14 protein-coding genes are annotated in these 23,257 nt (G+C 75.7%); 4 read left to right on the forward strand and 10 right to left on the reverse strand.

Going from position 1 to position 23,257, the window contains the following annotated elements; translation table 11 throughout:
- The first annotated feature begins 178 nt into the window (after nucleotides 1-178).
- Nucleotides 179-1,126: a polysaccharide deacetylase family protein gene (locus tag ACFU9E_RS29040; RefSeq protein ID WP_380715470.1), complete on the forward strand. Its 948-nt coding sequence runs from the start codon at nucleotides 179-181 to the stop codon at nucleotides 1,124-1,126.
- Between the two features lie 54 nt (nucleotides 1,127-1,180).
- On the opposite strand, the gene ACFU9E_RS29045 is transcribed toward ACFU9E_RS29040, so the two are convergent.
- On the reverse strand, nucleotides 1,181-1,618 hold the full coding sequence (locus tag ACFU9E_RS29045) for a YchJ family protein (RefSeq protein WP_380687351.1): 438 nt from the start codon (nucleotides 1,616-1,618) through the stop codon (nucleotides 1,181-1,183).
- Between the two features lie 467 nt (nucleotides 1,619-2,085).
- Between ACFU9E_RS29045 and ACFU9E_RS29050 the strand changes: the two genes are divergently transcribed.
- A complete protein-coding gene (locus ACFU9E_RS29050) occupies nucleotides 2,086-7,071 on the forward strand; it encodes an amino acid adenylation domain-containing protein (protein ID WP_380687353.1) in 4,986 nt (1,661 codons plus the stop codon).
- Between the two features lie 103 nt (nucleotides 7,072-7,174).
- Nucleotides 7,175-12,706 carry an amino acid adenylation domain-containing protein gene (locus tag ACFU9E_RS29055; protein ID WP_380715473.1) on the forward strand — a complete coding sequence of 1,844 codons (5,532 nt, stop codon included), beginning with the start codon at nucleotides 7,175-7,177 and terminating at the stop codon, nucleotides 12,704-12,706.
- A 239-nt stretch (nucleotides 12,707-12,945) separates the two neighbouring features.
- Here ACFU9E_RS29055 and ACFU9E_RS29060 read toward each other — a convergent pair whose 3' ends face one another.
- The 9 genes from ACFU9E_RS29060 to ACFU9E_RS29100 form a co-directional block, all read right to left on the reverse strand.
- Nucleotides 12,946-14,349, reverse strand: a complete 1,404-nt coding sequence (locus ACFU9E_RS29060) for an aldehyde dehydrogenase family protein (RefSeq protein WP_380683716.1) — start codon at nucleotides 14,347-14,349, stop codon at nucleotides 12,946-12,948.
- 46 nt (nucleotides 14,350-14,395) lie between these two features.
- Nucleotides 14,396-16,132, reverse strand: coding sequence for an asparagine synthetase B family protein (locus ACFU9E_RS29065; protein ID WP_380683717.1), 1,737 nt, complete (start codon nucleotides 16,130-16,132; stop codon nucleotides 14,396-14,398).
- Between the two features lie 89 nt (nucleotides 16,133-16,221).
- Nucleotides 16,222-16,797: a hypothetical protein gene (locus tag ACFU9E_RS29070; RefSeq protein ID WP_380683718.1), complete on the reverse strand. Its 576-nt coding sequence runs from the start codon at nucleotides 16,795-16,797 to the stop codon at nucleotides 16,222-16,224.
- 49 nt (nucleotides 16,798-16,846) lie between these two features.
- Nucleotides 16,847-17,749 carry a hypothetical protein gene (locus ACFU9E_RS29075; protein ID WP_380683719.1) on the reverse strand — a complete coding sequence of 301 codons (903 nt, stop codon included), beginning with the start codon at nucleotides 17,747-17,749 and terminating at the stop codon, nucleotides 16,847-16,849.
- 29 nt (nucleotides 17,750-17,778) lie between these two features.
- Nucleotides 17,779-18,951, reverse strand: a complete 1,173-nt coding sequence (locus ACFU9E_RS29080; RefSeq protein ID WP_380683720.1) for a hypothetical protein — start codon at nucleotides 18,949-18,951, stop codon at nucleotides 17,779-17,781.
- The gene (locus ACFU9E_RS29085; protein WP_380683721.1) at nucleotides 18,948-20,096 is read right to left on the reverse strand and encodes a hypothetical protein; all 1,149 of its coding nucleotides are present in this window, start codon (nucleotides 20,094-20,096) and stop codon (nucleotides 18,948-18,950) included. Before ACFU9E_RS29085 ends, ACFU9E_RS29080 begins: the two co-directional genes overlap by 4 nt.
- Nucleotides 20,093-20,764: a cupin domain-containing protein gene (locus ACFU9E_RS29090; RefSeq protein ID WP_380683722.1), complete on the reverse strand. Its 672-nt coding sequence runs from the start codon at nucleotides 20,762-20,764 to the stop codon at nucleotides 20,093-20,095. Before ACFU9E_RS29090 ends, ACFU9E_RS29085 begins: the two co-directional genes overlap by 4 nt.
- A 146-nt stretch (nucleotides 20,765-20,910) precedes the next feature.
- Nucleotides 20,911-21,990: a polyprenyl synthetase family protein gene (locus ACFU9E_RS29095; protein WP_380683723.1), complete on the reverse strand. Its 1,080-nt coding sequence runs from the start codon at nucleotides 21,988-21,990 to the stop codon at nucleotides 20,911-20,913.
- A complete protein-coding gene (locus ACFU9E_RS29100) occupies nucleotides 21,987-22,454 on the reverse strand; it encodes a hypothetical protein (protein WP_380683724.1) in 468 nt (155 codons plus the stop codon). The genes ACFU9E_RS29095 and ACFU9E_RS29100 overlap by 4 nt, the downstream gene beginning before the upstream one ends.
- A 357-nt stretch (nucleotides 22,455-22,811) precedes the next feature.
- Between ACFU9E_RS29100 and ACFU9E_RS29105 the strand changes: the two genes are divergently transcribed.
- Nucleotides 22,812-23,189 (forward strand): hypothetical protein, encoded by a 378-nt coding sequence (locus ACFU9E_RS29105; RefSeq protein ID WP_380683725.1) that lies wholly within the window; start codon nucleotides 22,812-22,814, stop codon nucleotides 23,187-23,189.
- Nucleotides 23,190-23,257 lie beyond the last annotated feature (68 nt).

The raw sequence follows: 23,257 nt of genomic DNA on the forward strand, positions 1-23,257 counted from the left end.
CTTTTCGATCATCCTCTCGATCGCCCTCGTCCTGGTGGGCCGGGTGGGTGACGGGGGGATTGGGTGGTCGGCGTGGCGGGGGAGCAGTGGGGCTATGGATAGACCATCAGATAGTCGTACTGGTGGGGGATCGGCGGCTCGGCGGGCTCGGCGGGGGCGGAACGGGCTGGTCGCGGCGGTGTGCCTGGCCGCCGCGGTCGCGGGGTGCGGCGCGCCGCCGTCGGCCGAGCGGGCCGCGGCGAGCGCGCCGACGAGCACGGCCGCGGGCACCGCAACGAGCGCGGCGGCGAACCCGGAGGGCACGTCGGCGGACGGGGGCGGGTCGCGCGCGGCCGCGGCGCCGCTGGTGCTGCCGGGCCCGGCCCGCGCCGAGGAGGAGGCCGGCGGCGAGGCCGTGGCCCGCAAGGCGCGGGCCGCCAGGACGGCGCTGGAGACCGCCGCGCGGTGGGGTCTGGCACGGCCACCGCTGCCCGTCCCGCCGCCCCCGGCGAGCCGCCCGGCGCTGTTCGCCACCCAGGGGGTGAAGCTCGCGGAGGGCCTGCCGCCGGTGGTCTACCGGGTGCCCACCGACGAGCGGATCGTCTTCCTGACCGTCGACGACGGCGCCGAGAAGGACCCCGAGTTCAGCCGGATGGCCGCCGAACTGGGCGTCCCGCTGTCCACCTTCGTCGCGGACTACCTGGCCCGCTCCGACTACGGCTACTTCCGCCGGCTGGCCGCCCAGGGCGACGCGGTGAACAACCACACCATCAACCACCGCAACCTCAAGGTGCTCGACTACGGCACCCAGCGCGAGGAGATCTGCCGCCAGCAGGACCAGCTGGAGGAGCAGATCGGCGCCCGCCCGCGGCTGTTCCGCCCGCCGTACGGCGAGTACAACGAGGACACCCTGCGGGCGGCCGGTTCCTGCGGCGTCCAGGCGGTGCCGCTGTGGAACGAGGAGGCGTTCCCGGACCACATGGAGTACCGCTACGAGGACCAGCGGCTCCACCCGGGCGACATCATCCTCACCCACTTCCGCGGCACCGACCTGTGGAACGGCACCATGCCCGACCTGCTGCGCAAGGTGGTCGACGAGGTGACGGCGCAGGGCTTCGCGCTGGCCCGGCTCGACGACTACCTGTAGCGCGGTCGGCGGCTGGAACGGCGGACGGCGGCGACGGGCGGGACGCGGGCCGCGTCAGCCGAGCGAGAGGGCGTCCAGGTACACCCAGGCGCCCTCGTGCCGGACGAACCGGCTGTGCTCGGTGAGGACGCCCTCCTCCCGCCCGTCCGCGTAGTGCGCCCGGAACGCCACCGTGCCCTCGGCGTGGAACGGCCCGCCCTCGGTGGTGGAGAGCACCTCCAGCCGCAGCCAGCGCAGCCCCGGGTCGAAGTCGACCGAGTCCGGCCGGGTGTCCGGGTGCCAGGTGCGCAGCAGATAGGCCTCGTCGCGGGCGGCGAATGCGCTGTAGCGCGAGCGCATCAGGGTCTCGGCGGTGGTCGCGGCGCCCTGGCCGCGGTGCAGCAGGCCGCAGCACTCGGCGTAGCTGGCGGGCAGGCCGCAGGGGCAGGGCGAGGAGGGCAGCAGGCGCGGCGCGGGGGCGGTGGCGCGGGCGGCGGATCGGCGTCGGGACATGGGTCCATTCTGGCGCCTCGCGGGGGCGGCTCCGAAGCGGTGCGGGCGCGGTCCGGCGGGGTGCGCCGTCGCGCTCCCGCCGAGGTCTTCCGGGGGCCTTGCCGGAGGTCTTCCGCCGGTGCGGCGGAATGGCCTAAAGTTGACCGTCCTCCGACAATCCGGAAGGTAGAAATCCGCTTGCACCGACGTCAGGGCATGCGCGCCCGTAGCTGACGGGGTGTCGAAAGAGACCGTATCGGTCCGCACTGTCCCTGCCAAGGCGCCTGACAATGTGTACGAAATCGCCAACGAACCGTCACACTTGAGCACCGCTGGCGGGCGCGTCGGGGGTGATCTTTCCGGCATATCGAACGAGTGACGGAAATGTGCTGGTGATTCGTAGATCTTTACCCCACCATCTCCCAGGGCACACCGCCCATTTCTCGCCGACCACAAGTCGATGCAGCAGCACCCCTCGGGAGAGAGTGATGAGTTCGACGGGACTTCCCCCGCTGGATCCGGCCGCGCCGCTGGCCGCACTGGTTACCGCGCAGGTCAGACGGACACCGGACGCCACCGCCGTGATCGACGGCACGCGCCGGCTGACCTACCGCGAACTGGACGCCGCGGCCGACGCGATGGCGGGCCGGCTGGCCGCCGCCGGCGTGCGCGCCGAGACACTGGTCGGCGTCTGCCTACCGCGAACGGCGGACCTCGTGGTCAGCCTGCTGGCGGTGCTGCGGGCCGGCGGCGCCTACGTACCGCTCGACCCGGCCTACCCGCGCGACCGCCTCGAACTGGTGGTCGGCGACGCGCAGGCCCCCGTCGTGGTCACCGACCGTGCCCACGAGCACCTGCTGAACGGCGCCGGCGCCACCCTCCTGTACGTCGACGGCGAGAGCCCCGCCGCTCCGCTCGACCCGGCCGCCGCGCGCCCCACCACCGGTGACGCCACCACCGACGCGCTCGCCTACGTGCTCTACACCTCCGGCTCCACCGGCCGCCCCAAGGGCGTCTCGGTCACCCAGCGCGGCGTCAACGCGATGCTCCGCTGGGCGGCCGGCACCTACACCGCCGCCGACCTCGCCGGCGTGCTCTTCGGCACCTCCGTGTGCTTCGACATCTCGGTGTACGAGCTGTTCCTCCCGCTCTCCGTCGGCGGCACGATCATCGTCGCGGAGAACGTCCTCGCCCTGCCCGAGCTGCCCGCCCGGGACGAGGTCACCCTGGTCAACACCGTGCCCAGCGCCATGGCGGCACTGCTGCGTGGCGACGGCCTTCCCGGCGGCGGGGGTCTGCCGGGCACCGTGCGCGTGGTCAACCTGGCCGGCGAGGCCCTCCCCCGGCACCTGGCCGACAAGGTGTACGCCCAGCCCCTGGTCGAGCGCCTCTACAACCTGTACGGGCCCACCGAGGACACCGTCTACTCCACCTGGTCGCTGGTCTCCCGCGACGGGGCCGGCGAGCCGGTCATCGGCCGCCCGCTCGACGGCACCCTCGGCCACGTCCTGGACGAGCACCGGATACCCGTGCCCGACGGCGGCATCGGCGAGCTCTACCTCTCCGGCGAGGGCCTGGCCCGCGGCTACCACGGCCGCCCCGACCTCACCGAGGAGCGCTTCGTCCACGTCGACGGCCTGCGCTGCTACCGCACCGGCGACCTGGTCCGCCGGCTGCCCGACGGCGACCTGGAGTACCACGGGCGCGTCGACCACCAGGTGAAGGTCCGCGGCTTCCGCGTCGAGCTCGGCGAGATCGAGGCCGTGCTCGCCGGCCACCCGGCCGTCGAGTCCGCCGCCGCGGTCGTCCAGCGCGACGAGGCCGGCGACTACCTGGCCGCCTTCGTCCAGCCCGCCGCCGGCGCCGCCGAGCCGACGCCCGCCGAACTGCGCGCCCACTGCGCCGCCTCGCTGCCCGGCTACATGGTGCCGCTGGCCGTCGCCGTCCTGGCGGAGATGCCGCTCACCCCCAACGGCAAGACCGACCGCAAGGCGCTGCCCCCGGTCGCCCGCAGCCGCGCCGGGCACGAGCTGTTCGTCGCCCCCCGCACCCCCGTCGAGAGCCGGATCGCCGAACTCTGGCAGGGCCTGCTCGGCGTCCCCGAGATCGGCGTCCACGACGTCTTCCTCGACCTCGGCGGCCACTCGCTGCTCGCCGCCGGCCTGCTGGCCCGGATCGAGCGCGAGTTCGGCACCCGGGTGCCGCTCGCCGAGTTCTTCGCCGCCCCGACCATCGCCTCCCTGGCCGTCCGGGTCGCCAACGGCGGCGGCGGACGGGCCTCCGTCGAGCCGCCCCGCCGCCGGTCCGACCTGCCCGCCCGCGCCACCGACTTCCAGCGCGAACTGTGGCTGCACGAGTCCATGCAGCACGACAGCCCGCTCTACAACGTGCCGCTGCGGATCCGCGCCGAGGGGGCCCTCGACCGCGAGGAGCTAAGCCGCGCGCTCACCGAGGTCGTCCGCCGCCACGAGGCGCTGCGCACCGCGCTGCGCGGAGCCGCGATCCCGACCGAGCACGACCCGGTCGACGCCGACGTCCGCCCGCCCTACGCGGTCGAGGTGCCGCTGCTCGACCTCACCGGGGCCGACGGCGCGCAGCCCGACGAGGAGGCGATCGACGCCGCGCTGCGCGCCGAGGCCGCCCGCCCGCTCGACCTGTTCAACGGCCGGCTGCTGCGCGTCCTCGCCGTCCGAACCGGCGAGGACCGGCACGAGCTGCTGTTCACCGTGCACCACGCCGCGATGGACGGCTGGGCCGCCGGGCTGTTCCTCGCCGAGCTCGCCCGGGCCTACCGGGACGGCGAACTGCCCGAGCCCGACCTCCAGCTGTCGGACGTCGCCCGCTGGGAGGAGCTCAACGTCGCGGCCGGCCGCGAGGCCGCCGAGCGCTGGGGCGAGCGGCTGCGCGGGATCGAGGGCGACCAGCACCTGCCCGGCGACCGCCCGCACCCCAACCCGCAGGACGTCGCCGGCCGCCGGATCGCCCGCCGGCTCGACGCCGGCCTGGTCACCGGCGTCGAGAAGTGGGCCGCCCAGGAGGGCGCCAGCCTCTACATGGCGGTGCTCGCCGCGCTCGGCGGGATGCTGCACCGCTACACCGGACGCACCGACGTCGCCGTGCTCAGCCCCTTCGCCGTCCGCCCGGTGCCCGAGCTGGAGACGGTGCTCGGCTCGCTGATCAACACCGTCGCGCTGCGCTTCGACGTGGCCGGCACCGACAGCTTCCGCGACCTGCTCGCCCGGGTCCGCCCGGCCGTCCTGGAGGCCGCCGAGCACAGCGGCTTCCCGTTCGTCGAGCACGCCCGCGCCTCCGGCGGCTCGGCCGGCCTCACCGCCTCGCCGATCTCCCAGGTGCTGCTGGCCGTCCAGAACCACCCGGTGGCCGGCGTCGAACTGCCCGGCCTGAGCCTGACGTTCGTCGCCGAGGTGTGCAACAGCACCGCGAAGACCGACCTCTCGCTGTTCCTGGAGTTCCCGACCGACGGCCCGCTGCTGTCCGCCGAGTACCGGACCGCCCGCTACGACGAGCGGTCGGTGCGCGCCGCGCTCGACCACCTGGTCGCGCTGCTCGCCGCCGCCGTCGCCGAGCCCGACCGCCCGCTCGGCGAGCTGGTCATGCTCTCCGCCGCCGAACTCGCCGCCGACGAGCCGGTCAACCGCACCGAGGCGCCGGTCCCCGACGCCCGGCTGCACGAACTGGTCGCCGCCCAGGCCGCCCGCACCCCGGACGCGCCCGCGGTGTCCGCCGCCGACGGCACCCTGAGCTACGCCGAACTCGACGCCGCCGCCGACCGGCTGGCCCACCTGCTGGCCGCCCGCGGCGCGGGCCGCGGCAGCCTGGTCGCCGTCGCCGTCCGGCGCGGCCGGCTGCTGCCCGTCGCCCTGCTCGGCGTGCTGCGCAGCGGCGCCGCCTACCTGCCGCTCGACGTCGACCAGCCGCTCGCCCGCAACCGCGGCGTGCTCGACGACGCCGGCGTCACCCTGCTGGTCGCCGACACCGCCACGGCCGGCGACGAGCTGCTGCACGGCCGCGCGAGCGTCCTGGTGGACGGCCCCGAGCACGCGGCCGCGCCCGCCGAGGCGCCGGCCGTCACCGTCGGCCCGGAGGACCCGGCCTACCTGCTGTACACCTCCGGCTCCACCGGCGCGCCCAAGGGCGTCGCCGTGCCGCACCGCGCGATCGTCAACTTCCTGACCTCGATGGGCCGCGAACCCGGCCTCACCGAGCGGGACGTGATGGCCGCCGTCACCACCGTCACCTTCGACATCGCCGGCCTGGAGCTGTGGCTGCCGCTGGTCACCGGCGCCCGGGTGGAGATCGCCGACCGCGCCACCGCCACCGACGGGACCGCGCTCGGCGCCTGGATCGACAAGCAGGGTGTCACCCACGTCCAGGCCACCCCCGCCACCTGGCGGATGCTGCTGGAGGCCGACTGGGCCGGCCGTCCCGGGCTGACCGCCCTGTGCGGCGGCGAGGCGCTCACCGCCGACCTCGCCCGCGCCCTGCTCGGCCGGGTCGGCACGCTGTGGAACATGTACGGTCCGACCGAGACCACCATCTGGTCCACCGTCCAGCGGGTCACCCCCGACATCGCCGCCCACAGCGGCGTGGTGGCCCTCGGCGCGCCCATCGCCAACACCCGGCTGCACCTGCTCGGCACCGCCGGGCAGCCCGTGCCGGTCAACGGCATCGGCGAACTGTGCATCGCCGGCGACGGCGTCGCGCTCGGCTACCACGGCCGGCCCGACCTGACCGCCGAACGGTTCACCGCCGAACCCGGCCGCACCGACGGCGCGCGGATGTACCGCACCGGCGACCTCGCCTGCCGCCGCGCCGACGGCCGCCTGGAGTACCACGGCCGCGCCGACGCCCAGGTCAAGCTCCGCGGTTTCCGCATCGAACTGGGCGAGATCGAGGCCGCGATCACCGCCGTCCCCGGCGTCACCGCGGGCGCCGCCCGGCTCGTCGAGACCCCGGCCGGAGCGGCCCTGGCCGGCTACGCCGTCGCCCCGGGCCTCACCGAGGACGCGCTGCGCATCGCCCTGACCGAGCGGCTGCCCGACTACATGGTGCCCGCCGGCCTGGTCCTGCTCGACGCGCTGCCGCTGACCCCCGCCGGCAAGGTCGACCGGGCCTCGCTGCCGGTGCCGCAGCTCGGCGGCGCCGGCGCCCCGCCCGAGGGCGACTGCGAGGAACTGCTCGCCGACCTGTGGATCGAGGTCCTCAAGGTCGAACGGGTCTCCCGGCACGACGACTTCTTCGCGCTCGGCGGCCACTCGCTGCTCGCCACCCGGCTGCTCGCCCGGATCCGGGACACCTTCGAAACCGAACTGCCCCTGCGCGTCGTCTTCGAGGACCGGACCCTGGCCGCCCTGGCCCGCCGCGTCGAGGAGCGCCTGCTGGAGGAGATCGACGACCTCGACGACCTCGGCGACGACCTCGGCCTCGACGCCACCGCAGGGAGCGCCCAGTGACCCACCGATCCACATCCGGAACCACCGGCAACACCGGAGAGCCCGGAACCACCAACGCACGCCCGGCCGCCGGAGACACCGGCGTTCGAACGGGGGAGACCGCATGACCGACCAGCCCACCGCCGGGACCGTCCCGGAACCGGATCCGGCCGCCAGACGGCAGGAACTGCTGCGCCGCCGCCTCGCCAAGGCCAAGGCCGCCAAGGAGGCGGCCGCGGCCGGCGGCGGCACCGACCGCCGCACCATCGCCCCGCGCCCCGAGGGAACCCCGGCGCCGCTCTCCTCGGCCCAGCGCCGGATGTGGTTCCTGGCCCAGTACGAGCCGGACAGCGCCGCCTACCACATCCCGCTCGCCCTGCGCATCGAGGGCGAACCCGACGAGGCCGCCCTCGCCGCCGCCCTCACCGACGTCCTCGCCCGGCACGAGGTGCTGCGCACCGTCTACCCGGAGGTCGACGGCGAGGTGCGCCCGGAGGCGCTGCCCGCCGACCGGTTCACCCTCACCACCGCCGACGTCCCCGCCGAGCAGGTCGAGGCCCGGCTGGAGGCCGAGGCGCGCCGTCCGTTCGACCTCGCGGCCGACCTGCCGCTGCGCGCCGCCCTGCTGCGCACCGGCGACGGCGCCGTACTCAGTCTGGTGCTGCACCACATCGCGGCCGACGGCTGGTCGATCGGCGTGCTCTTCGGCGACCTCGCCACCGCCTACGGCGCCCGCCGCACCGGCGCCGCCCCGGCGTTCACGCCGCTGCCCGTCCAGTACGCGGACGTCGCGCACTGGCAGCAGACCGAGCTCGCCGCCGAACTCGACCGCCAGCAGGCCTGGTGGCAGGAGCGCCTGCGCGGCGCCACCGCCACCGTCACGGTGCCCGCCGACCGGCCGCGGCCGGCCGTCGCCGGCACCACCGGCGCCCGGTTCACCGCGGAGCTCGGCGCCGAGCGCAGCCGCCGCGTCCGCGCCCTCGCCGAACAGACCGGCAGCACCGTCTACATGGTGCTGCTGGCCGCCCTGCAGACCGTCCTCGGCCGCTACACCGGCAGCGAGGACGTCACCGTCGGCACCCCGATCGCCGGGCGCACCCGCAGCGAGACCGAGCCGCTGGTCGGCTGCTTCGTCAACACCCTGGCGATGCGCACCGATCTCTCCGGCGACCCGACGGTCCGTGAGCTCCTGGAGCGCGTCAAGGACGCCACCCTGGGCGCCTACGGCCATCAGGACCTGCCGTTCGAGCGGCTGATCGACGCCCTCGGCCTGGAGCGCGAACTCGCCCACACCCCGCTGTTCCAGGTCCTGCTGAACGTCCACAACCAGGCCGAGGCCCGTCCCGAGCTGCCCGGCCACAGCGTCGACTGGCAGCCGATCGGCACCGACACCGCCAAGTTCGACCTGTCGGTGGCCGTCGTCGACACCGGGGGTGACCTCGCCGCCGACCTCGTCTGGCGCACCGAGCTGTACGACGAGGCCACCGTCCGGCGGGTCTTCGGCCACCTCACCACGGTGCTCGACGCGATGGCCGCCGGCCCCGACCGCCCGCTCGCCGACCTGGCCCTGCTCACCCCGTCCGAGCAGCGGCAGCTCGCCGACTGGGACGACGAGACCCTGCGCGGCTGGGACCTCGACGGCACCCTGCACGGCCTGGTCGAGGAGCAGGCCCGCCGCACCCCCGACGCGCCCGCCGTGCGCGGCGCCGACGGCGTCCTCAGCTACGCCGAACTCGACCGGCGCGCCAACGCGCTGGCCCACCGGCTGCGCGAGCACGGCGTGGGCCCGGACCGCCCGGTCGGCCTGCTGGTCGAGCGCTCCGCCGCGCTGGTGGTCGGCATGCTCGGCATCCTCAAGGCCGGCGGCGCCTACCTGCCGCTCGACCCGGTCTACCCGGACGGGCGCATCCACGCCCTGCTCGACGCCGCCGGGGCCGCCGCCGTCGTCACCACCGACGACCTGCGCGAGCGGCTCACCGCCGACCTGCCGGTGGTCGTCGCGGACGGCGAGGAGCGTGCCGACGCGCCCGAGGCGGACGTCCGTCCCGAGCACCTCTGCTACCTCATCTTCACCTCCGGCTCCACCGGCGCGCCCAAGGGCGTCGCCGTCGAGCACCGCAACTACCGCAACTACCTGCACGGCCTGCGCGAGCGGATCGGCGGCGACCAGCAGGGCTGGAACTGGGCGCTGGTCTCCACCTTCGCCGCCGACCTGGGCACCACCAACGTGTTCGGCGCGCTCACCGGCGGCGGCTGCCTGCACCTGCTGACCCGCGACCAGGCCACCGACCCGGACGCCTTCGCCGCCTACGCGGCCGAGCACCGGATCGACGCCATGAAGCTGGTCCCCAGCCACCTGGAGGGCCTGGCCGCGCACGGCACCGGCCTCGCCGCGATCCTCCCCGCCCGGCTGCTGATCTGCGCCGGCGAGGCGCTGCGGCCCGACCTGGTGGACCGGATCCGCGCCGCCCGGCCCGACCTGCCGCTGCACAACCACTACGGGCCCACCGAGACCACCGTCTCGATGCTCGGCACGCCCGTGCCCGCCGACCTCGGCGACGCGGCCACCGCGCCGCTCGGCCGGCCGTTCGGCAACGTCCGCGCCCACCTGCTGGACGCCCACCGGCGTCCCGTCCCGCTCGGCGTCCCCGGCGAGCTGTACGTCTCCGGCGGCGGCGTGGCCCGCGGCTACCTCGGCCGCGACGACCTCACCGCCGAGCGCTTCCTGGAGGTGGACGGCCACCGCGCCTACCGCACCGGCGACCTGGTCCGCCGCCGCCCCGACGGCGCGATCGAGTTCCTCGGCCGGATCGACCACCAGGTCAAGATCCGCGGCTTCCGGGTCGAGATCGGCGAGGTCGAGGCCGAGCTGACCGCCCGCCCCGAGGTGCGCGAGGCCGTCGTGGTCGCCCGCGGCGAGGGCGCCGCGCGCTCCCTGGTCGGCTACCTGGTGCCCGCCGACCCGGCCGCCGCGCCCGACCCGGGCGAGCTGCGCGCCGCGCTGCGCACCCGGCTGCCCGACTACATGGTCCCGGCCGCCCTGGTCGTCCTGGACGCCCTGCCGCTGAACGCCAACGGCAAGGTCGACCGGGCCGCCCTGCCCGAGCCGGTCGCCGCCCAGCCGGTCTCCGGCGGCGGCGAGCTGACCACCGACACCGAGCACGCGGTGGCCGAGGTCTACCGCAAGGTGCTGGAGGCCGAGGAGGTCGGCGCGGCCGACGACTTCTTCGCGCTCGGCGGCGACTCCTTCTCCGCCGTGAAGGCCGTGCGCCTGATCGGTGACGGCCTGTCGGTCATCGACCTGTTCCAGCACCCCACCGTGCACGAGCTGGCCGCGCTGATCGACGCCCGGGCCGGCGGCACCGCCGACGAGGGCCCGCGCAGCCTGCTGCACAAGCTCACCCGCGGCAACGCCCCGGCTGCGATCAACGTGGTCTGCGTCCCCTACGGCGGCGGCAGCCCGATCACCTTCCAGCCGCTCGCCGACGCGCTGCCCGCCGGCCACCGGCTGTACGCCGTCGAGCTGCCCGGCCACGACCCGAGCCGGCCCGACGACGAGCTCGCCGAGCTGAACGGGCTCGCCGACGAGCTGACCGCCCAGGTGCTGGAGAAGGTCGACGGCCCGGTGCTGCTCTACGGGCACTGCCTGGGCGGCGCGCTCGCCACCGCCCTCGGCTCCCGGCTGGAGGCGGCCGGCGTCGACCTGCGCGGCCTCGCGCTCGGCGGCACCTTCCCGGCCGCCCGGCTGCCCGGGCGCTTCGCCGAGTGGATGGCCCGCCGGATGCCGGGCGACCGGGTGCTGTCCAACCGCGGCTACCTGGAGTACCTGCGCGCCATGGGCGGCTTCACCGACGTCTACGACCAGGCCGAGCAGGACTTCCTGGTCCGGGCGCTGCGCCACGACGTGCGGCAGGCCGAGGACTTCTACACCCGCGCCTACGGGGACGAGCGGCCGGAGAAGATCGACGCCCCGATCCTGTGCGTGGTCGGCGAGAAGGACCGCGCCACCCTGCTCTACGAGGAGCGGTACGCCGAGTGGGAGCACTTCGGCGACACCGTCGAGCTCGCCGTCGTGCCGCGCGCCGGGCACTACTTCCTCAAGCACCAGGCCGACGAACTCGCCCGGGTGCTGGCGGAGTTCGCCGCCACCGGGGAGATATCCACCCCGGCCGCGGTCAAGCGCCCGGCCGCCCGGGCCGAGCTGGGGATCTTCGCCAAGGTGGCGATCGGCCAGTTCATCTCGATGATCGGCACCAGCCTGTCGACCTTCGCACTCGGCGTCTGGGTCTACCAGCAGACCAACTCGGCCTTCGACTTCGCGATGATCTCGTTCATCGCGGTGCTGCCGGCCGTCCTGCTGCTACCGGTCGCCGGCGCGCTCGCCGACCGGGTCGACCGGCGCAAGATCATGATCGTCACGGACACCGTGGCCGCCGCCGGCATGCTCGGCCTCGGTCTGCTGCTCTGGGCCGACCTGCTCCAGATCTGGCACATCTACGTGGTGGCCTGCATCGGCTCCACCTGTGGAGCCTTCCAACGGCCCGCCTACCTCGCCTCGATCACCCAGCTCGTGCCCAAGCGCTACCTGGGCCAGGCCAACGGCCTCGCCCAGCTGGGCACCGGCGCGGGCGACATGATGGCCATCCTGGCGGGCGGCGTGCTGGTCACGCTGATCGGCCTGCACGGCGTCGTGCTGTTCGACATGGCGACCTTCCTCACCGGTGTCACCTGCCTGCTGATCGTCCGCTTCCCGGACGCCATGTTCGACAAGCAGGAGGAGCCGCTCTGGCGCGAGGTCGTCACCGGCTGGCGGTACATCGCGCGCCGGCACAGCCTGGTCGCGATGGTGGTCTTCTTCGTGGTGTTCAACTACCTGTTCGCCGTCGCCACCGTGCTGATCACCCCGATGGTGCTGGCCAGCGGCACGCCCCTGCAGCTCAGCGTCATCACCGCGCTCGGCGGCCTCGGGGCCATGATCGGCGCCCTGGTCATGGGGCTCTGGGGCGGCACCCGCCGCCGCACCATCGGCATGATCGGCTTCACCTCGGTGGTCGGCCTCGCCGCCGTCCTGGCCGGCAGCCGCCCGGAGACCGCGCTGACCGCCTGCGGACTCTTCGTCCTCTGGTCGGCCATGATGATCCTCAACTCGCACTGGATGGCGCTGATCCAGACCAAGGTCGGGATGGAGCTCCAGGGCCGCGTCCTGGCGACCAACCAGATGCTCGCCATGTCGATGATGCCGCTCGGCTTCCTCACCGCGGGCCCGCTCTCCGACCACGTCTTCGAGCCGATGATGCGGCCCGGCGGCGCGCTGGCCGACTCGGTCGGCCTGGTGCTCGGCACCGGGCCGGGCCGCGGCGCCGGACTGCTGCTCGTGGTGGTCGGCCTGGTGCTCTTCGTCTGGGGCCTGCTCGGCCTCGCCTACCGGCCGCTGCGCCTGCTGGAGGACATCCTGCCGGACGCGCTGCCGGACGCCGAGATCGGTGACAAGGACGCCATCCAGGCCGAGGCGGACCGGCAGCTCGCCCTCGCCGAGGCCGCCCGCAAGGGCCGGAGCGTCCCGGGCTCCGTCCGGGTGCCGCACCCGTCCGGCAAGCCGGAGCCGGTCGAGGACGACGACCCGGCCGACCGGGTGCACGCCTCCACCGGCCGGTAGCACCACCCGCGTACACGCGCCCCCGTCCCCTCTCCGGAGGGGGCGGGGGCGCCGTCGTACGTCCGTGACCCGGCCGACCCCAGCCGCGGCGGGACCTGGTGGACGTCCGACGGCACCCGGAAGCCGCTCGTGATCGGCACCGTCGGTGCGGCTGACCGCCCGGCCACCTGGCCCGGTGCGGGGCCCGGCCCGGGGGTGGCGGCACGGCCGGCCGTGCCGCCGGTCCTCGGAGCCGGTCCTCAGAGCCGGGCGGTCACCGTCTTGGGGCGCTGGTACTCGTGCAGGGCCAGCACGGAGAGGTCGGTGCCCTGGCCGGAGGCGCCGCGGCCACCGTGCGGGAGTTCGGCGGTCTGGACGAGGTGGCAGTTGATCCAGGTCTCGCCGGCGTCCAGCCGCGCGGTGAGGTCCAGGGCGGTGGACAGGTCGGCGGTCCAGACGCTCGCGCCGAGTGCCTGCGGCACGGCGTTGGCGAGGGCGAGCGCGGCGTCGACGGTGGGGGCGTGCTGGACGGTGAGCAGCGGGCCGAACACCTCCTCGACCACCGCCGGGTCGTCGTCGGGGAGGTCGGCGAGCAGCCGGGCCGGGCGCCAGAGGCCGTCGGCGCGGCCGGGCGCGGGCAGTGAGCGCTCGGCGCCCGAGGCGGCGAGGATCCGGTCGTAGCGGGCGGCCTGGCCGGGGTTGTTGAGCGGGCCGAAGTCCCGGCCGGCCTCGTGCTCGCCGAGCGCGGCGGCGAGGGCCTCGACGGTCCGCTCGTAGTGCTCGGTGAGGGTGATCACCCGGGCGGGCGCGGCGCAGCTCTGCCCGGCGTTGTAGGTGCACGCCGCCGCGAGCGCGGACCAGGTGTGCGCGGGGGCGTCCGGCAGCACCAGCACCGGGCTGTTGCCGCCGAGTTCCAGGCTGACCCGGCGGTGCCCGGCCCGGGCGGTGATGTCGGCGCCGGCGGCCGCGCTGCCGGTGAAGGCGATCAGGTCCACCGCGGCGGCGACCAGCAGCCGGCCGGTGTCGCGGTCCCCGGGAAGGGCGGTGAGCACGTCCTCGCCGAGCGCCTCGGCGGCGTGGGCGGCGAGCAGCGTCGCGGAGTCGGGGGTGGTCTCGGCGGGCTTGACCACGACGGCGTTCCCGGCGGCGAGTGCCGGGGCGGCGCGCCAGGCGGCCATCAGCAGCGGGTAGTTCCACGGCACGACGGCGGCGACCACGCCGACCGGCTCCCAGCGCACCCAGCTCTCGTGGCCGGGCAGGTAGCGGCCGGCGGCCGGCGCGGTGCCGGTGCGCGCGGCGCCCGCGGAGAACCGGAACAGGTCGGCGACCTCGCGTATCTCGGCGGTGGCCTCCGCCTCGGGCTTCCCGGTGCCGGCCTGCTCCAGCACGGTGTACTCGGTGAGGTGGCGCTCGATCAGGTCGGCGAGCGCGTCCAGGCGGCGCTCGCGCTCGCGCGGGGTGAGCGCGCGCCAGCGCGCGGCGGCGGCCCGGGCGCGGGTGACGGTCGCGGCGACCTGCCCGGCCCGCGCGGGGACGAGCGTGCCCCGGGTGTGACCGGTGCGCGGGTCGGTCAGGTGGAGCTCGGGTGCGTCGGCGGAATCGGTGGCGAGGTCGGCGGTGGAGTCGGTGGCGGAAGCGGTGGCGGAAGCGGTGGACGGTGCCATGGCGGGGCCTCCCGGGCCGGGGCAGCAGGGGACGTGGGCGAGCGGGTCACAGATCGTAGGAGCGCAGCCAGAGTTCGAGGGTGAGCACCAGCCAGAGCTTGCCGCCCTGGCGGGGCAGCAGGGTGCCCTCGCGGCGCATCCAGGTGCGCACGGTGTCCGGGCGGACCAGCCCGCGTTCACGGGCGGTGCGTCCGAGCAGCAGCTCGCCGGAGAGCTCGCGCAGCGGGCCGTGCAACCACTGCTGGACCGGGACCCGCATGCCGCTCTTGGGCCGGTCGACGACGGCCGCGGGCAGCAGGTCCCGCACGGCCTCCTTGAGCACCCACTTCTCCACCGTGCCGCGCAGCTTGAGGGTCGGCGGGGTGGCGAAGGCGTGGTCGACGACCTGCCGGTCGAACAGCGGTGAGCGGCCCTGCACCCCGCGCGAGGCGGTGAGCCGCTCGACCTTGGTGAGGATGTGGTGGGCACCCTTGGTGCGCAGGTTGCAGTGCAGCAGCTGGTTGAGCAGCGCCCGCATCGGCCCCGGGGCCAGGTAGGGGGCGACGAAGCGGTGCGGCCGCGGTTCGCCGGCCAGGGCGTGCAGGGCGTCGGCGGTGAGCAGCCGGGGCAGGTCCTCGTAGCACTTGCGGTAGGACCGCAGGTAGGCCTCGGCCCGCGCCTCGGGGGACGGGTCGTCCCGGTGCATCTCGTGGACCAGCATCGGCAGGTTCTTCGGCCCGCCGTACACCGGGTCGCCGCCCTCGCCGTTGAGCGAGACGGTGATCCCGTCGGCGGCGACGGCCTCGGCGAGCATCAGATTGGGGACGGTCAGCGGGTCGCCGACCGGGCTGTCGAGCAGGGCGACGGTGTCGGCGAGCCGGGCGGCGACCTCCTCGCCGGAGACGGTGAGGATCCGGTGCCGGGTGCCGCAGTGGTCGGCGACCAGACCGGAGTACCCCAGCTCGTTGGGCAGCCGGTCGCCGAAGCTGATCGAGTAGGTGTGCACCGGGTGGTCGTGCAGCCCGGCGGCGAGCGCGGTGACCAGCGAGCTGTCGACACCGCCGGACAGCAGCACCCCGACCGGACCGTCGTCCGGCAGCCGCCGGGCGGTGGCCTGTTCGAGCAGCCCGCGCAGCTGCCGCGCGTACGCCTCGGCCGGCGGCGCCTCGCCCTCGGGCAGGCGCTCGGCGGGCTCCCAGAACGGCTCCTGGCGGGCGGACCCGTCGGCGGCCAGACGCAGCGCGCGGCCGGGCAGCGCCTCGTGGACGCCGCGCAGCAGGGTCTCCTCGCCGGGCAGGTAGGCGAAGGTGAGGAAGGAGCGGACGGCGGCCAGGTTGAGGCCGGTGCCGAGCGCGGGCCAGTGGCGCAGGGCGCGCAGCGAGGTGGAGGAGGCCCAGCAGCCGTCGGCGCGGGCGTAGAACAGGGTACGGGTGCCGGCGTGGTCGCGGATCAGGACGAGGTCGGTGCCGTCGACGACGGCGAGCGCGAACATGCCGTCGGCCCGCCGCAGGCCGTCCGCGCCGAGCCGCCGCCACAGCCGCAGCAGCAGCTCGCCGTCGGGGCAGCCGTCGGGGGCGGGGGAGCCGGCCGCGGCGAGGGCGGCGAGCAGCTCGGGGCGGTTGTGCAGGGTGACCTCGCCGACGGCGGTGGTGCCGTCGACGGTGAACGGGCCGGTCGCGAAGCCGGGTTCGGCGTGCAGCAGGGCGGCCTGCGCGCCGTCGGGGGCGGGGGCGCCGGTGAGGGCGGCGAGGTGGGTGCGGGCCCGGTCGGCGTCGGGGCCGGCGCAGGCGCAGCAGCGGGGCATGGTGGCGCGGTGCCTTTCGATCGAGTGGCGGCCCGCCGGGGCGGGGCCGGGGTGGTGCGGAGGCCGGGCGGGCCGGTGGCGGGGGCGGCTCAGCCGAAGTCGTCGCCGTCCCAGCCGTCGTCGGAGTCGTTCCAGTCGCCGAAGTCGTCGGCGGACCCGTCGTCGGCGGCCGGGTCCGCGTGGTGGCCGTCGTGTCCGTCGTCGCCGTCGTCGCCCGTGGAGACGTCGCCGCCCCCGTCACCGCCGCTGGAGGCCTGCCGCCGGGCCTCGGCCCGCAGTTCCTCCTCCTCGGCCTCCGACAGCTCGTCCGGCGGCAGCTGCGCGGCGGTGATCGCGGCGACCCCCGCCACGCCGAGGGCGCCGACCACCACGCCGAGCCGCCCGCCGAAGGAGCTGCGGTTCAGGGTGACCAGCCCGCCGCCCCACACGGTGCGCCCGTAGCCGATGTCACGGCCGTACTCGGTGGCGCCGTCCGCGTACCGCCGCTTGACCAGGTCGCGGCCGAGGGGTTCGTCGGTGCCGGAGCGGCCGAGGCTGTCGTGCCAGTGGATCTGCCGGTCGGTACCGCGCCGGCGCCACTCGCTGCGGCCGTCCTCGTATCGGCGGTGCACTTGGCCGTCCGCCAGCAGTTCGTCGCGGTAGCCGAGGTGGCGTGCGTTGCTCATGGGTGCGGGGTCCTCACGGATCGGGACGGGACGGGGAGGGGGTGCGGGTTCAGCCGGTCGGCCAGCTGAGGAAGCCGCTGCCGCGCGCGGTGCGCACGCGCCGGCGCAGCGGGGTGCGGCGCGGTCCGGCCGTGCCGCCGCCGCGGACCTGGCGGATCACCGTGTGCAGCAGCCGGGCCGGGGCGACGGCGGCCAGTTCGATGGTCCGACCGCTGCCGAGCCAGGCCCGCTCCTCGGGGCGCAGCCCGGCGGGCAGCGGCCCCCGGTAGCCGTGCGGGCCGCGTCCGGAGGTGAGGTGCAGGGTGGCGGCGTGCCGGGGCACCAGGCCCATCGAGCGCACCCGGACGCCCTGCGCCGGGTCTGCCGTCGGTCCCGCCGTCGGTCCCGCCGCGGGCTCCGGCTCCGGCCGGTACGCCGCCCGGACCTCCTCGAAGCAGGCCAGCCCCGACGGACTGGCGTCGTGCAGCACGTGCACGACGGCGCCCCCGGCCCGCTCCAGCGCCGCCACCAGCCGTTCGTCCAGCGGCAGGTCACCGGCCGCGACGATCGGACAGGCGGCCTCCAGATGCAGGTCGTTGGCGAGCAGCATCGCGGTGATCTCCCGGCTCTGGCAGACCAGCAGCCGGGGCAGCCCGTAGTCGTAGAGGTCGGGCTCCGCCGCGTCGGCGGCCCCCGGGCCGACCGCCCCCGGGCCGGCCGGACGCGGCGCGGGCGGCGCCGGCAGCAGGCCGGGCAGCTCGTCGTGGCGCGCGGCCAGCGCGGCGGCGAACCGGGCGTACCGCACGGGCGGCGCCAGCGTGTACGGGATCCGGCGCGGTCCGGCGTGCAGCGGCTGGAGGACCCGGCACAGCTCGTAGTAGAGCTGGCGCTCGGTGTACCGCAGCCCGCCGGGCGCCCCGGCCCGGCCGGCGGCGACGGTCAGTGCGCCGTCCAGCAGCGGACGCAGCGTCATGGGGTTCCTGCCTCTCGTCGTCCCCGCCGTCACGCGGGGCCTTTGCGGAGGTCGGTGCCGCCGGGGCGGCCGCCGTCCTCGGTCGTGCCGTCCGGCCCGGGCTCGGGCCAGGTCATGAAGCCCACGGCGAGCGCCCGCCGACGGGTCTCGACCGGGCTCTCCGGCCGCCCCGCCGCCGGGGAGCGCACCGGGCCGGTCCGCAGGGCGGCCGGGTCCCGGGGCGCCGGCGGCGCGGTGATCCGCTCGGCGGCCCGCTCGGCGAGCGCCAGCAGCCGCTTGGGCGGCAGCGCCGCCAGCGGGGTCCACCAGCCCTCGGCGAACCAGTCGCGCTGGCCGGCGGTCAGCTCGGGCAGCTCCCGCTCCAGCCGGGCCGCCAGCTCCGCCGGGCGGTGGATGTCGCGCAGCAGCGTGTACTTGTGCTCGTCGGTCAGCACGGTGCGCACCGAGAGCCCGGCGTCCAGCACCCGCAGTCCGGGCCGCCCGGCCCGGGCCTCGGCGACCCGCAGGTGGCCGTACGGCGAGGCGTCGTGCAGGACCACCAGCGGCAGGCCCGCCGGGACGGCGCGCGGATCGGTGACGACCAGCGCGCGGTGGCGCTCGTGGTAGCGGTTGGCGTGCAGGAAGGCGCCGACCGTCCGGTCCGGGCAGAGCACGACGAACGCCGGGCCGGCGGGCAGTGGTCCGGGCTGCACCAGCCCGTCCTCCACCAGCCCGGCCGGCAGGGCGCCGTAGACGGCCCGCCAGCGGTCCAGCACGGTGCGGCGGAACTGGTCCTCGGTCCAGCGCGAGTTCACCGAGGTGTCCGGCACGGGGGAGTCGGCCAGCGCCCAGTTGCGGATGCCGAAGCCGATCATGACGAGCGCGGCCAGCAGGATCCACTTGCCGAAACCGGTGCCGCTCAGGATGAAGGCCGCCACCAGGCCGATCACCGCGAAGGTGATCAGCGCCGCCGCGTCGCTCCGGCTGCCGCGGAACTTCACCGGGGGCCGCCCGCGGTGCTGCAGGGCGTAGTTGAGCTGTCCGCTGGTGACGGTCAGCCGGCCCTCGTCGGTGAGCTTCGCGATCACCTTGCGGATCCGTACGTCGTGCAGGCCGACGCCGTCGCTCTTCGGGTCGAGTGCGAACTCCTTGCGGCAGTAGGAGCACCGGTGCCGGGGGCGCTGGCGCTGGAGCAGGTCCTTCGAGCAGTTCGGGCAGATCATCGCGGCACCTCCGGTACCGGCCAGCTGAGGAATCCGACATCGCGGCGCAGGGCCCGGTCGGCGGCCCGCTCGGCCATCGCCAGGACGCGGCGGGGCGGTTGGGCGGCGAGCGGGCTCCACAGGCCCCGGGTGAACCAGGCGCGCTCCGCCTCGGTGAGTGCGGGAAGCTGCCGCAGTTGCCGCCTCAGCGGCTCGCGCAGCTGGTGCTCGTACAGCTGGACGGCCCGCCCGCCCGCCGCCAGGACGGTGCGCGCCGACAGCCCGGCGTCCACCACCGTGCTGTCCGGCCGCGCGGCGCGGGCCTCGCCGGCCAGCAGGCAGCCCGCCGGCGAGGCGTCGTGCAGGACGATCACCGGAAGGCCCTTCGGCAGTTCGGCCGGCGTGGCGACAAGCACCGCCCGGTACCGCGCGGGGAATCCGTTGACGTGAAGGAACGCGGTGACCGTCCGATCCGGGCAGAGCACGCCGAGCGCCGCCGGGCCGTCCAGCTCGGCCGGCCGCACGGCGGACTCCTCGACCACGCCCTCCGGGAGCGCGCCGTGGACCGCGATCCAGCGCTCGACGACCGAGCTGCGGAACATGTCCGCGTTCCAGGCGGAGTCGTTGCCGAGCGGTGAGGTCCACTGGGCCTGCCGCTGCTTGAGGCGTTTGCGCCGTTCCTGCCAGGCCCGTTCGGCCTGCTCGTGGGCGGATCTCAGCCCGTGCCGCCGGGACCACCGGACCAGCTCGGTCACCGCCCCGTGGAGCACCATGAGGCCGATGGCGGCGAGGGGGAGCGTGAAGACGATCAGGCCGATCGACAGGGTGAGCAGGTAGCAGACACCGGTCATCGCCGCCGCAGCCACGACGAAGTTGACGGCGATGACGACCGGATGGTCGAACCTCGGCGGATTCGGTCGCGCGGGCGGGTTTTCGCGGGGCACCGGCCCGGGCGGCCGCCGCTCGTGGAAGGCCCAGCGCAGCTGCTCCACCGTCAGGACGACCCGGCCGCCGTCGCCCAGCCGCTCCACCGTGCGCCGCAGCCGCAGGTCGTGCAGGCCCCGGGTAGATTTCGGCTCCAGCGCGAACGGCTTGCGGCAGCGTCCGCAGACCCGCCCGGTGCGTTCACGGCCGCGTAACCGGGCCTCGCAGTGCGGACAGATCATCGGCCCGATTCCTCCAGCGCCGCCGCCAGCCTGCGCAGCCCCGCGGCGAGCCGCTCCCGCCGGCCGACCTGCCCGATCCGCTGACCGCGCTCCACCGCCCGCAGCGCCTCGGCGAGTTCGGCCTCCGAGCGGCGCTCGGCCTCGGCCGCGGTGATCGCGTAGTCCTCGTGGTCGATGCCGTACCCGGTGTTGGCGGCCAGGATGTTGAGCGGTTCGCGGCCCCGGTTGGCGAAGGAGTGCGGCATCAGCTCGGGTATCCGGATCAGCAGCCCCGGCGTCAGCGGGACGTCCACCACTCGGCGCCGCTCGGCGTCGTAGAGGCCGCAGGCGGCGTGGCCGAGGCTGAGCACCAGGTGCTCGCCGCCGTGCGCGTGGGGGGTGAAGGCGCTGCGCGGCGCGACGATGCCGAGCTTGTAGGTGGCGTTCGACGGCCGCTCCGGCGAGGTCTTGGCGTCGCCGACCAGGTAGTGGGCGAACTGGCCCTCGTCGATGAACCGGAGCAGTTCCTCCCCGGCCGGACCGTGCGCCGAATCCGGTCCCAACTCCCGGGCGCCGTCCCGGTCCGCGAGCAGCACGCGGCCGTCGGGGCGCAGCCGGTACAGCTCGGCGCCGGCCGGCAGCCGGCCGGCGAGCCGTTCGAGTTCCCGCAGACCTGACCGTAGGGACATCGGCCACCCCACCCCCAGCTCGACCTGTGCGACGTCACCCCCGGTGACGCGGAGCGCCGCGCGGCCGGTTCCCTGCCTCCGGGACCGGTGTCGCGGATCCTACGCAACCGGGGTGACATCGTCCGGGGCGGGGAGTGGACAGAGGGTCAACGGCCGCGGGCCACCACGAAGTCCGGCAGTGCGGCGAGGAACGCCAGGGCCTGCGCCGCCTCCTCGTCGGGCGGCTCCGGCGCCCCCGCCAGCACCGCCCCGACCTCCCGTCCGGCGGCCGCCACCAGCCCGGCCGCCGCCTCCCGGGCGCTCGCCACGCAGTCGTACGCCGCCATCCGGTCGAGCAGCCAGGCCACCTCCGCCGCCGCCCCGGGGCCGCGCTGCGCCCGGGTGAGGCTCAGATGGCGCACCACCCGGGCCCGTTCGGCGGGGGTGGCGCGCTCCAGCAGGTGGATCAGCATCAGGGTGCGCTTGCCCTCCCAGAGGTCCCCGGCGATCTCCTTGCCGTACTCCTCGGCGGCCCCGGTCAGGTTGAGCACGTCGTCCTGGATCTGGAAGGCGGCGCCCAGGTACCAGCCGAACCGGTCCAGCCGGTTCGCGTCGGTGCCCGGGCCCTCGGCGACCAGCAGGCCGGAGCGGCACGGGTAGAGGAAGGTGTACCAGGAGGTCTTCTTCAGGCACATCCGGTAGTAGTCGGTGGCGGTCAGCCCGCAGGCGTTGTCGCGGATCCAGCCGATCTCCAGCGCCTGGCCCTCCAGTGACTGGCGGCACATCAGCTCGGTCTCCTCGAACAGCCGCCAGGCCAGCTCCCCGCCGAGCCCCCGCCGGTTGGCCATCACCCGGCGCAGCCCGAGCAGGTTGATCGCGTTGCCGACGTTCAGCGCGACCTCGACCCCGTACCGGGCGGGCAGGGTGGGCGCGCCCCGGCGCAGCTCGCTGCCGTCCTGGATGTCGTCGTGGACGAGGAAGGCGTTGTGGAACAGCTCCACGGTGACGGCCGGGTTGAGGGCCCGTTCGGAGCGCCCGCCGAAGGCCGCGCAGGTGGCCAGGCAGAGCGCCCCGCGCAGGCCCTTGCAGGGGCGGGTGGGGTAGTCGGCGGCCAGGTCGTAGAGGTACGGCGGGCTCTGCTCGGGGATGTGGCGCAGGAGTTCGGCGACGGTCCGCTCGCGGTAGCGGGCCAGGACGTGCTCGACCAGCGGCGCGCCGAGGGCGGGGGACGCGGCCGGGGCGCTCACCCCTGCGGCCGCTCGTCCGGCCGCTCGTCCGGCCGCTCGCCGGGAGCCGCGCCGGGCGTCGGGCCGGCGCCGTCGCCCGGCCGTGCGGTGCGCTGCGGTCCGAAGGCGTCCTGCAGCCCGCGGTTGGCGAGGCCGGGGACGAGCGAGCCGAGGCCGAGCAGCAGGTCGACGACGTCGTGGGCGTTGGCGGTGAGGCGCTGGGTGTGTTCGGAGACCTCGCCGGTGGTGCTGGCGAGCACCCGCTCGCTGACCGCGTCGATGAGCTGGTGGGTGTTCTCGGAGACCCGGCGCACCAGCCGGTCGAACTCCTCCTGGTCGACGCGGTGCTCGCCGGTCAGCCGCTCCGTCGCGGCCCTGGCGTCGGCGAGTCCGGCGGCCAGCTCGCGCTCCAGGACGGCCGCCGCCTCCATCACCGCGCGCGAGCCCTGCTCGCCCGACTCGCTGAACCGACCGGCGTCGGGCATGGCTGACCTCCTGGTTCGCGTCCCGGACGGGGCCGGGGACGGCGGGCCGCTCCGGCGCCGGGCAGGGGCGCCGCCTCGATCGCCGATGGTACACGGGTGTGTGCGGAGCGTGTCCATGGTGGCGCGGGGGAGTGGTCGGCCGGGTGCGCCTGCCGCAGTGCGCCGGAGCGGCCCCGGCGCGCGCGGTCGGGTGCGCGCTGCCTGCCGGCCGGGCGGCTCCCGGGGGCGGTGCGCGGCGGTCCGGCGAGTCGGCGGCCGGATGCCGGACGGTCGCTGGTAGTGATGGCGTGCTTGCGGAGCGATCCGCCGGGGGCGGAGGTCGGGAAGGCCGGGGACGGCACGGCAGAGGGAGCGGTCATGGGTGGCAGGCAGCGTCCGCCGAAGGCGCGGAACGTCCGCTCGGTGGCGGACACCGGGGCGGAGATCGCGAGGTTGGAGGGCTACCTCGCCTGGGAGGCGGAGGTCGCGGCGGCCGGGCGGGACGCCCGGGCCTTCGCCGACCGCTTCCCCTGGCTCCCCGAGGACGACCGGGAGGCGGTGGAGCGCGCCTACGCCGACGACCGGCTGCGGTACGCCGAGGAGGTCGTCGACCGGGCCGTCGGCCGCTGCCGCGAGCTGGCCGCCCGCTACCGCGCCGAGTGCCGCCGGGTCTGCGCCCGCTGGGCGGCGGTCTGCCTGGCGGTGGCGTTCGCCGCGGCGCTGCTCGCCGTGCTCCCGGCCGCGCTGCGCGCCTGACGGCCCGCCACCGGCCGCGCACGGGCCCGCCGCACACCCCTCGGGTGCGCGGCGGGCCCGTGCGCGCG

Origin of the sequence: Kitasatospora sp. NPDC057595 (assembly GCF_042800875.1) — a bacterium.
Lineage (GTDB): Bacteria > Actinomycetota > Actinomycetes > Streptomycetales > Streptomycetaceae > Kitasatospora.

Excerpts from the sequence above, each read along its gene's own strand:
- ACFU9E_RS29080 (WP_380683720.1), bottom strand. The coding sequence starts at position 18,951 with ATGATCTGCCCGAACTGCTCGAAGGACCTGCTCCAGCGCCAGCGCCCC.
- ACFU9E_RS29100 (WP_380683724.1), bottom strand. The coding sequence starts at position 22,454 with ATGCCCGACGCCGGTCGGTTCAGCGAGTCGGGCGAGCAGGGCTCGCGC.
- ACFU9E_RS29075 (WP_380683719.1), bottom strand. The coding sequence starts at position 17,749 with ATGACGCTGCGTCCGCTGCTGGACGGCGCACTGACCGTCGCCGCCGGC.
- ACFU9E_RS29045 (WP_380687351.1), bottom strand. The coding sequence starts at position 1,618 with ATGTCCCGACGCCGATCCGCCGCCCGCGCCACCGCCCCCGCGCCGCGC.
- ACFU9E_RS29090 (WP_380683722.1), bottom strand. The coding sequence starts at position 20,764 with ATGTCCCTACGGTCAGGTCTGCGGGAACTCGAACGGCTCGCCGGCCGG.
- ACFU9E_RS29060 (WP_380683716.1), bottom strand. The coding sequence starts at position 14,349 with ATGGCACCGTCCACCGCTTCCGCCACCGCTTCCGCCACCGACTCCACC.
- ACFU9E_RS29065 (WP_380683717.1), bottom strand. The coding sequence starts at position 16,132 with ATGCCCCGCTGCTGCGCCTGCGCCGGCCCCGACGCCGACCGGGCCCGC.
- ACFU9E_RS29070 (WP_380683718.1), bottom strand. The coding sequence starts at position 16,797 with ATGAGCAACGCACGCCACCTCGGCTACCGCGACGAACTGCTGGCGGAC.
- ACFU9E_RS29050 (WP_380687353.1), top strand. The coding sequence starts at position 2,086 with ATGAGTTCGACGGGACTTCCCCCGCTGGATCCGGCCGCGCCGCTGGCC.
- ACFU9E_RS29055 (WP_380715473.1), top strand. The coding sequence starts at position 7,175 with ATGACCGACCAGCCCACCGCCGGGACCGTCCCGGAACCGGATCCGGCC.
- ACFU9E_RS29105 (WP_380683725.1), top strand. The coding sequence starts at position 22,812 with ATGGGTGGCAGGCAGCGTCCGCCGAAGGCGCGGAACGTCCGCTCGGTG.
- ACFU9E_RS29085 (WP_380683721.1), bottom strand. The coding sequence starts at position 20,096 with ATGATCTGTCCGCACTGCGAGGCCCGGTTACGCGGCCGTGAACGCACC.